Origin of the sequence: Aureimonas ureilytica DSM 18598 = NBRC 106430, assembly GCF_000382705.1 — a bacterium.
Classification (GTDB): Bacteria; Pseudomonadota; Alphaproteobacteria; order Rhizobiales; family Rhizobiaceae; genus Aureimonas; species Aureimonas ureilytica.
The window spans coordinates 1-9,692 of record NZ_ARQE01000031.1 but is presented as its reverse complement, the minus strand read 5'-3'; the positions used below and the strand labels follow the sequence as shown (position 1 = coordinate 9,692).

The 9,692-nt window shown below is 64.0% G+C and carries 7 protein-coding genes; 4 read left to right on the top strand and 3 right to left on the bottom strand.

Annotation, left to right across the window (positions count from 1 at the left end; all coding sequences use genetic code 11):
• Positions 1 to 168: 168 nt before the first annotated feature.
• The 3 genes from B146_RS0124115 (at position 169) to B146_RS0124100 (ending at position 6,177) form a co-directional block, all read left to right on the top strand.
• Positions 169 to 3,000, top strand: a complete 2,832-nt coding sequence (locus B146_RS0124115) for an EAL domain-containing protein (protein ID WP_019999045.1) — start codon at positions 169 to 171, stop codon at positions 2,998 to 3,000.
• A 762-nt stretch (positions 3,001 to 3,762) separates the two neighbouring features.
• Positions 3,763 to 4,758 (top strand): glutaminase A, encoded by a 996-nt coding sequence (glsA, locus tag B146_RS0124105; protein WP_155897708.1) that lies wholly within the window; start codon positions 3,763 to 3,765, stop codon positions 4,756 to 4,758.
• Between the two features lie 27 nt (positions 4,759 to 4,785).
• Positions 4,786 to 6,177: a deoxyribodipyrimidine photo-lyase gene (locus tag B146_RS0124100; protein WP_019999042.1), complete on the top strand. Its 1,392-nt coding sequence runs from the start codon at positions 4,786 to 4,788 to the stop codon at positions 6,175 to 6,177.
• Between the two features lie 101 nt (positions 6,178 to 6,278).
• On the opposite strand, the gene B146_RS29310 is transcribed toward B146_RS0124100, so the two are convergent.
• On the bottom strand, positions 6,279 to 6,683 hold the full coding sequence (locus tag B146_RS29310) for a hypothetical protein (RefSeq protein ID WP_155897707.1): 405 nt from the start codon (positions 6,681 to 6,683) through the stop codon (positions 6,279 to 6,281).
• Here B146_RS29310 and B146_RS0124090 point away from each other — a divergent pair, their 5' ends adjacent.
• Complete coding sequence (locus B146_RS0124090) at positions 6,684 to 7,298, top strand: hypothetical protein (RefSeq protein ID WP_019999040.1); 615 nt, start codon at positions 6,684 to 6,686, stop codon at positions 7,296 to 7,298.
• A 548-nt stretch (positions 7,299 to 7,846) separates the two neighbouring features.
• On the opposite strand, the gene B146_RS0124085 is transcribed toward B146_RS0124090, so the two are convergent.
• Entirely contained in the window at positions 7,847 to 8,986 is a 1,140-nt protein-coding gene (locus B146_RS0124085; RefSeq protein WP_019999039.1) for a mandelate racemase/muconate lactonizing enzyme family protein, read from the bottom strand.
• 13 nt (positions 8,987 to 8,999) lie between these two features.
• Positions 9,000 to 9,692, bottom strand: a 693-nt coding sequence (locus B146_RS27360; RefSeq protein ID WP_019999038.1) for a dihydrodipicolinate synthase family protein, incomplete at its 5' end; no start/stop codon positions are given.

The window sequence follows — 9,692 nt, the reverse complement described above, 5'->3', positions numbered from 1 at the left end:
GCAACAGCGGCGGTGGAAACGGCAACGGCAACAACGGGAACGGCAACGGCAACGGCAACGGCAACGGAAACGGCGGGCCGAGCGGCAACAACGGCAACGGCAACGGCGGACCTAGGAACTAGGTCAACTGCTCGACTTTGACGGACGCCCACCGATGAGTGCGATCACATGGTGAGCCAAGCCACCGAGACTCGATCCCCGCGCCTTCCGGAGACATGGGGTCGTTCGGTCCTGACGATTCTGCTCGTCGTGGCCTGCGTCCTGGTAGCCACCATGACCGGCCTGCCTAGGATGCTGGATACGACTCTTTCCGATGCGCGGTTCGCCCTTGGTCATCGTTCCGCATCAGGCGAGATCGTGCTCGTCGACATCGACGCCCGGAGCCTGGCCGAAGTCGGCGTGTGGCCTTGGCCACGCCGCCTTCACGCCGATTTCCTGCGAGCGGCCGCCAAAGCCGGTGCGGCCCGGGTTGCGTTTGACGTCGACTTCTCGTCCCGCTCCGTCGCCGCTGACGACGAGGCGTTTGCCACAGCGCTCGGGGACAGCGGGATCGAAACGTTCCTCGCGGCCTTCGTCCAGCCTGACCCGGCATCTAAAGCTTTGCTGGAGTCCATGCCGATCGCACCGCTTCTCGCGGCGTCGTGGCCGGTTGCGATCAACGTTCCCGTGGATGACGATGGACGCGTGCGTCGCTTTCCCCTTTCTATCGAGATCGGGGGTGAGAGGGTGAGTTCCATGCCTGCCGTCTTGGCGGGACACGAAGAGGCGTACGGGGAGTTCGGGATCGACCACGGAATCGCGGCCGCCTCGCTCCCACGCATCTCCTACCTGGACCTCCTCAATGGTCGCGTCACCGAGGGCACGCTCGCGGGCAAGACGCTGATCGTCGGCGCGACGGCGATCGAGCTCCACGACCTATTTCCGCTCCCTCACGCGGGCATCGTCTCCGGCTCGACGGTCATTGCACTGGCGACCGAAACGCTGATGCAGGACCGGGCCTTGATGAAGTGGCAGCCGCCGCTGACGCTGGTTCTTCTGCTCTTGGCATTCGGTTGTTGGCTCGCGCTGCGCAATCCCCTTCGCGGAAGTCTTCTTGTTCTGGCTGGGACGGCGGTCGCGATTGAAGGAGCCGCGGGCTGGCTTTATTTCGACCGTGCCGTCATGCTTGAGACCGCAGCGATCCATCTCGCACTCGGAGCGATCGTCCTCTGGTCCCTGGCGCGGGAGTTCGACCTGCGGCAGCTCCGTCTTTGGATCTCGCGTGTGGAAACCCGGAACACGGCACGCCTGCTGGAGCGGGTTGTCGATGACGGATTCGACGCGATCGTGATCGTGGATGCACAGGGCCAAATCGTGCGGATCAACGAGATGGCGCGCAGCCTTCTCGATCTGCCGCCGACAGAACAGCCGGGCGCCCTAGCCCATCTGCCGGTGGTCCTGATGCGCGTGATCGAAGCAGCGATGGCAACTACAGAGGCGGCGAGCCTTCGCTTGCCTCCCGTCCGGCGCATGGTCGAACTCAAAGCAGGGGGCACCCCCAGGATTTTGGAATACACCGTCTCGCCGTTTTGGCTGGAGGACAGGCGCCGTAGCCCCCGCCCCAGCGAAGCCGAGCATCTGCGCTATGCGAGTCTCCTGCTGCACGATGTGACGGACCGAGAGAGAGCACAGGAGCGTCTTCGCTTCGCCGCGTTCCACGACAGCCTGACAGGGCTGCCCAATCGCCTGGCGTTGGAAACAGCACTCGGCGAGATCGTCGCCGAACAAGTTCCGGTCGTTCTCCTTGCCTTCGATCTCGATCGGTTCAAAGGCGTCAACGACGCGCTGGGCCATGCGACGGGTGATGCGGTGCTGATCGAGACAGCCCGTCGCGCCGCACGCAGTCTTCCCGAAGGTGCCACACTGTTCCGGATCGGTGGTGACGAGTATACAGTTCTCATCCGATCCTTGGATGTGGACCTTGCCCGATCGCTTGCCGAGACTATAGTCCGGGAGGTCGGCCGATCCTACGAAGTCAATGGGCATCGCGTCTCCATCGGTACATGCGTCGGCATCGCCGCCGAGGCGGGCGCATGCAGCGATCCGTCTGCGCTTCGCCGAGGAGCCGACGTCGCGCTTTACCAGGCCAAGCGGCATTCGGATGGCCCCGTAGTCGTGTTCGATCGTGCGATGGACAGAGCGCGTCTCGAACGGCTCGCGCTGGAGCGGGATCTGGCCGTTGCGATCGAGGCGGAGGCGTTCGATCTAGCCTACCAACCGCAGGCTCGCCTTTGCGACGATGCGTGGACAGGCGCGGAAGCGCTCGTTCGTTGGCGTCACCCCGAACGTGGCTTCGTCTCGCCGGCGGAGTTCATTCCGGTCGCAGAGGAGATGGGGCTCATTCACGAACTTGGGTCGTGGGTGCTTCACCGTGCCTGTCGGGACGCGTTGCGCTGGCCAGAGGATGTCAAGGTCGCCGTGAACGTCTCACCGCTTCAGTTCCTCGCGGGCGACATTGTCGGAGCCGTGCGCTCCGCACTGGCCACGTCAGGGCTTGCTCCCCAACGGCTGGAACTTGAGATCACCGAGTCCGCCTTCGTCGGCGAAAACCATCGCCTGTCGAGCATCTTCGACGATCTGCTAAGGCTCGGCGTTACGTTCGCGCTGGACGACTTCGGCACCGGATATTCCTCTCTTGGCTATCTGCATCGCTTCCCGATCTCGAAGATCAAGATTGACCGGAGCTTCGTGACGGACATTCCAGACAGCCGACATTCGATGGCCGTGCTGCGCTCAGTCGTGGTGCTGGCAAATGGGCTGGGTATCCGCACGATTGCCGAGGGCGTCGAACTGACCCAGCAAGCCGAAATCTTGCGCGAACTCGGCTGCGGGGAGGTACAGGGCTATCTCTACTCCAAGCCGTTGCCGATAGAGCAGGCAACCGAGTTGTTCAAAGCAAGCGCTCTGAAACTTTCGGCTGGCTATATGGGAATGGATGCACCGCTCCGAGCGGTGATCTAACAACTCAGCCATGACGTCCGCCAAATGTCCGCTTCCGGCGTGTTGGGCTGCCAATCCATACGTCTTCAAAGGGTCGATAGCAGAACGGCCGCTTTCCACGCCATCAACTCGAAAGCTGCTGGTCCGCTTGCGGCCCGGGTCCGCCGCTCCTCGCTGCGCGATGTTTCGCAATCCTTGGCCTCTAAAAGGCGGGTTGCACTCTATTCGTAGGACAAGTAGATTCGGCGCTCCGCGATTTCGTGCAGCTCGATGAGCATAGGGTAAATCTCGCCGAACACCGCTTCTTCGATAATCGCAGCATTAGGTAGCAAGCGCTGCCCAAGCGTCAGAGACGACGTCCTTGGCCGTAGCTGGCGGAAGCAGCGACCACCACTTCTGCGTCCTGTGGGTCGAAGCCCTCGTTGTGAAGCGGGTTAAGGAGTCAGTCCGTCGCCTGCAAACACCTTACGTAGAATGGATGGTTTCCCATCCTGACATGTGGAACCTGCCGCCAGCGAATGCGGGCGCGATTATCGAGATCCATTGGCTTTTGAGTTGGGCGAGGTGGCAGTTGCTATCTAATTTCGGATAATGTGCTCGGTTCGCCCTGCCAAGAAACGCGCCCTATGCGCATCGCGACGATATGGTCGGAATGTCAGAAGGCGCTACGGGGCCCACACCTCGCGTCCCTTTTGGTGATCGCAGCCCCCCGAACCCGAGCGAAGCGGAACCGCCAAGCCCCCGCCCGCCTTGTTGCCGCGATGAATTGGGGGAATGCGGCGGATGGCGAAGGTCGAAGAGGACGGGGCCGTCACGGACAAGGCGACGCTTGCCGCGATACTCGGCGAAGTCGTGGACGATGTGTGCAAGGCCACGCCGGACGTCTACGAGGAGGCCGTGGAAGCCGCGCGTGAGCGGGACATGCCGGAGCCGCGCCGCAGCGACTTCGATCGCTTCGGCATAGCCGTCTTCACGCGCGAGGGCGATCTCGTGTCCGCCGGCAACGCCGGCACGGGCTTCCCGATCCAGTCCATCTCCAAGGTCTTCGCCCTGGAACTCGCCCTCGAGGCGCTCAACGACGCCCTGTGGAAGCGGATTGGGCGCGAGCCATCGGGCGATCCGTTCAACTCCATCATCGATCTGGAGCGCATGAAGGGCATTCCGCGCAATCCCTTTATCAACGCCGGAGCGCTGGTCGTGTGCGACGTGCTGGTCGGGTTGAAGGGCGAGAGCGGGCCGAACCGCCATGTCAGCGACTTCGTGGAACGGCTGCTCGAGGGCGAAACGCTGACGCTGGACGAGGAGGTGATGGAAAGCGATCGCTCCGGGGGCGATCTCAATCGCTCGCTGATGTTGATGGCGCGCCATCACGGCAATCTCCATCACCCGGTGGAAGACGTGATGGAGGCCTATGTTCACCAATGCGCCATCACGCTCACCTGCCGGGGTCTCGCCAAGGCCGGCCGCTTTCTGATGCATGACGATCCGAACGAGGATGCAGAGCGCTCGGCCTCGCAGGCTCGGCGCGCCCGGCGCATCCTGTCCATCATGATGCTGTGCGGTCAATACGACGGCTCAGGCGACTTCGCCTACCGCATCGGCCTGCCCGCCAAGTCGGGCGTCGGCGGCGGCATCCTCGCGGTCGCCCCGCACACCGCCTCGATCGGCGTCTGGTCGCCCGCGCTCGATCCGATGGGCAACAGCTGGCTCGGCTCCCTGGGGCTAGAACATCTGTCGCATCGCACCGACTGGTCCGTGTTCGGCTCGGTGCGGAACTGAACGCAGCGGCGTGGGAAGGGAGGCTCCATGACGATCGAACCGGAGCGGATTCGCATTCTGAACGAGGCCGAGCCGAACCCGAAGGGACGCTACGTTCTCTATCTTCTCCAGCAGGCCAACCGTGCCGGGTTCAACCCGGCGCTGGAATTCACGATCGAGGAGGCCAACCGGCTAGGCGTGCCCGTTGTCGCCTGCTTCGGGCTGCTCGACGGCTCCAACGGCTTCCCCGAGGCGAACGCGCGCCATTATGCCTTTCTTCTCGAAGGGCTGGCGGATGCGGCAGGGAATCTGGCGAAGCGCGGCGTCGGCTTCGTCCTGCGCAAGGCATCGCCGGCCGAGATCGCGGCTGATCTGTCGCGCGAGGCCGCGCTCGTGGTTCTGGATCGCGGCTATCTCGCGATCCAGAAGCACTGGTACGGCGAGATCGCGGCCCGCGCGAGGGTGCGCGTCGTCCAGATCGAGGGCGACGTCGTGGTGCCCCTGGAAACGGCAAGCGGCAAGCACGAGCACGCCGCGCGCACGCTGCGACCGAAAATCCGCCGGCATCTGGAGGCCTTTCTGCAGCCGCTTCGCCCGACGCCCGTAAAGCACCGGGCGGACGCGCTCGACCTGGGCGAGACGATCGACGTGAGCGAGCCCGGCGCGGTGCTGGCCGGCATGGTGCTGGATCGCTCCGTTTCGCCGGTGAAGCGGTTCCGGGGCGGCGAAAGCGAGGCGCGGCGGCGCCTCAGCGCCTTCGTGGCGGACGGGCTCGCCCGCTACGGCGCGGAGCGCGGTCGGCCGGAGGCCGATGCCGCCTCCCATATGAGCCCCTATCTGCATTTCGGGCAGATTTCGCCGGTCGAGATCGCGCTGGCGGTGCGCGCCGCCGACACGGGCACGGTGGAAGACAGGGACGCCTATGTCGAGGAGATCGTGGTGCGCCGCGAACTCGCGATGAACCATGTCCACTACACCGAGGGCTACGATCGGTTCGAAACGGCGGTGCCGGAATGGGCGCGCCGCACGCTGGCGGAACAAGCGGGCGACCGGCGAGACACCGTCTATAGCGAGGACGAACTGGCCGAGGGGCGCACGCACGACCACGAATGGAACGTCGCGATGGCCGAGATGCGCGAGACCGGCTTCATGCACAATCACCTGCGCATGTACTGGGGCAAGAAGATCCTGGAGTGGTCCCCGACGCCCGAGGAAGGCTTCGCGCGCACGCTGCGCCTCAACAACCGCTACTTCCTGGACGGGCGCGACGCCAACTCCTTCACGAACGTTGCCTGGGTCTATGGCCTCCACGACCGCCCCTGGGCGCATCGCCCGATCTTCGGGACGGTGCGCTACCAGAGCAGGAACTCGCTGCGCAAGATCGACGTCAAGGCCTATGAGCGGGCGGTGCGCGCCCTGTGCGAGGCGGAGCGGGCGTGAGAGACTGTTTCGAAAGTCCGCGAAGGAGGATCAGTGAGGAATGTTCGGGGCTCTGTTGCGAATAGCCGATCGGGGCGCGATGATCCCGGTCTGTTGGATTCTCAGGCGATGAACACCTGAAATAGCCTCCTGATGTACCAGGGCTCCAGTTCGCCAGCCAAGCTGTCCACCATCAAACGGAACTGACCCTTCCGGAACATCCGCATGACTTCGAACGGCTCTGTTGCAAACCAGCTGCCGCTGATGCCAGCGAACGCGCTGAGGTGACGCGGATGGCGGTCGGTCAGCGTCGTCGACTTCGGGCCGCACACGCTCGTCCCGATCTGTGGCTGAACCATCAACCCGGCATACGATCGTCGAGCCGGGATCACATCCCAATTGCGTGCCGCCGGCCAGGACGCTTCCGGGATCTCGCAACGCTTTGCCACGAAACCAACGCGAAGAGAGAAGTTTATGGATGGAAATCTGGTCGCGATTTGATCGCGCCTCAACCAACGGAGTGCCACATGCGCCTGTCCCGTTCCATAAGCCTTATCGTCGGTTCGCTTCTTGTCGCAACCTCATGGGCGCAAGCCCATGACGGCCAGCCGGCACGCGTGCGGGGGACGATCGCGGCCGTCGACGGCCAGACCCTGTCCGTGACATCACGCGAAGGCCCTGTCGTTAAGATCCAGATGGCCCCGAATGTCGGGCTGCGCGGCGTAAAGACGGCCGCAGCGAGTGACATCAAGGCGGGAGATTATGTCGGGGTCGCATCCGCCCCTGCATCCGACAACCAGCCGGCGGGAGCGCTGGAGGTCCTGATCTTTCCTGCAGCGATGAAGGGCGCCAACGAGGGTAGCTTCCCATGGGATCTGCAACCCAATTCCACGATGACCAATGCCACGGTTTCCAACGCGGTGGAGAACGTATCGGGCCGCCAGTTGACCCTGACCTATCCAACCGGCTCCAAGACGGTTTCGCTCCCCGCCAACATACCCGTCGTGACTTTCGCCGATGCAAGCCCCGCCGACCTGAAGCCTGGCGCGCCGGTCTTCGTGCCCGCCACGAAGGCCCCCGACGGTACGCTGTCTACCGCATTCGTGGTGGTCGGCAACCAGGGCGTCGTTCCCCCTATGTGATCGCCGGACCACGCTGGGTGAGCCGATCTGACGTGCTATCCGATCTCCAAGAGTCCGGTGGAGTCGTGCTCCGTGGCGAGAGAGATTCGAGAACAGCCACCTAGAAACACGAAGAGATCTGCTCCGATATGGCGGGGCAGATCCTAGGCTAGCAGGTCCGAAAAACCCAGCTTTCTGAACGTCCGCTTTTCTGCGCTGCTGCCGAAAAGCGGACCGGAAGACTTCGGCCCACTATCAAAATCTGCATGTTTCTTGGGCATGCTGGTTAGCGAATCGTCCAGTTCCAAGCGGCTGCAACTAGATGCGGATCTTTTTTGTTACGAGGTCCGCGTGCTTAACGTTTGGTGTCACAGTTCGGCTCGCGAATTTTGCCGACAGGCACACAGACCGCAGGACCGCAAAGCTCATCTCGCATCGACTCTTATGTCCTATCGATCCCCAAGGGGGGCCTACAAGCTTCGAGCGCGCTTCCTCGATCATGCATCGACGTTGGAAGCGTTGCTCGAAGTCGCCATCTCAAGCCTACAAAGCCGTTCACCAACCGCAGTCTAGGGGTAGGCAGTCGATCCGTCTTGCTTGCGCGTTACCTTACGCTCCCAGTGGACGTAGTCCTCACGCTCCAGCACCGCTTCGTCAATTTCGATGCCCCAGCCGGGTCGGTCGGGACGTAGCTCCATGTGTCCGTCCACCGGCACATAAGGGTCGATCGCCCACGGAGCGTGGACCGCAGGTTTGAACTCCAGGATCTTGAAGTTCGTCTGCGTGGCACAGAAGTGGACGTTCACTGCCGTCGCCAGCGGCCCCATCGGGTTGTGCGGGGCGAGCGTGGCGTAGTGCGCTTCAGCGATCGTNGCGATGCGCCGCATCTCGCAGACCCCGCCCACAACGCAGATATCAGGCTGCACGATGTCGGCGCCGCCCGCTGACAGCAGTGACAGAAACTCGAAGCGCGAGTAGAGCGACTCGCCAGTCGCCAGCGGCACACTCACCTTGGAGCGGATCTCGCGCCAGGCGGGGATGTGCTCGGGCCGGATCGGTTCTTCGTAGAAAAGCGGGTCGTTGGGGGCAAGGGCCTGTGCGAGTTGGATGGCTTGGATTGGTTCAAAGATCTTGGCATGGGCGTCGAAGGCGAACTCGAAGCGGCTGGGGCAAAGTTCTCGCACGCGCCCGAAGTACTGCCCCGTCTCGCGCACCAGCTCGCCCCAGCGCCCCTCGTGCAGGTCGCGCCGGTACGGGCTGAGCTTGAATGCGGTGTAGCCGTAGCGCTCGTTCAGCTCTTGAGTCTGGGCGAGCGCTGCCTCCGGGTCGGGCGCGGTGTAGACGCCGCAATAGACGCGCACGCGATCGCGCACGTTGCCGCCGAGCAGCATGTAGACCGGCAGCCCTGCCGCCTTGCCCGCGATGTCCCACAGGGCGTGGTCGATCACCGAAATTGCGGCCAGGCCCAACGCGCCAGGCGGAAAGCGGCACTGCTGGTTGAGCTTGTGCACCAGGAACTCGACGCGGCGCGGATCCTCGCCCACAATCTGCGTGAAGAGATAGTCGAGGAGCGGCGCCAGCGCGCGGTCGGGCCCGTGGTTGTAGGCCTCGCCCCAGCCTGAAATGCCCTCGTTGGTCTCGATCTTAACAAGAAGACGCGGGCGCTCATCGACGCGCTGCATGTATGTCTTGAGGGCGGTGATTCGCATGTCTACTCTCCCCTCAGGCCGCCGTCGCCGGGGCGCCGGTCGTGCGCTCGGTGCGGACCGCCTCAACGATGTGGCGCAGCGTCTCTTGCTCCTCGGCGTTCAGCGTCTCAAGGCCGGGCGCGCGCACGGGCCCAACGGGGCGCCCCAGCAGCTCGGCCGCCGCCTTAACCACGGTGACGTTAGCTCCGTTGTTGTAGCGCGTGCGCAGCGCCTCGAAGCCAGCGATGCCGTCGATGAGCCGACGCGCGCCCGCGAAGTCGCCCCGCTCCAAAGCGTGGTGGATGGCGTGTGAGCGCTCCGGAAAGACGTTCACAAGGCCCGAGGTGAAGCCTCTCGCGCCCATAGCGTAAAAGGCCGGTGCCCAGCCCTCGGCAAGGCCGCAAACCCAGATCGCGGGTGCCTCGCGCGTCGCGCGGATCACTTCGGCCAGCAGCATCAGGTTCGGCGAGGCAAACTTGATGCCCGCGATGTTGCCGTGGTTCGCCAGAAGCTGGAAGTCGGCGACCGAAAGCGTGTCGGAGCGTACATAGGCTACGAGCGGCACGCTCACCGCATCGGCAAGCTGGAGGAAATAGCGCGTCTGCGCGGCGGGCGCGGCGAAGGGGTCCATTGGATGGTGGCTCATCACCGCGTCCGCGCCCATCGCCGCGGCCTCGCGCGCCATCGCCTTGGCCTCGACCAGCGAGCGGCCGACCGCTGCGCTGAC

Coding starts and splice junctions, on each gene's coding strand:
- B146_RS0124115 (WP_019999045.1), top strand. CDS start 169: ATGGTGAGCCAAGCCACCGAGACTCGATCCCCGCGCCTTCCGGAGACA.
- glsA (WP_155897708.1), top strand. CDS start 3,763: ATGGCGAAGGTCGAAGAGGACGGGGCCGTCACGGACAAGGCGACGCTT.
- B146_RS0124100 (WP_019999042.1), top strand. CDS start 4,786: ATGACGATCGAACCGGAGCGGATTCGCATTCTGAACGAGGCCGAGCCG.
- B146_RS0124090 (WP_019999040.1), top strand. CDS start 6,684: ATGCGCCTGTCCCGTTCCATAAGCCTTATCGTCGGTTCGCTTCTTGTC.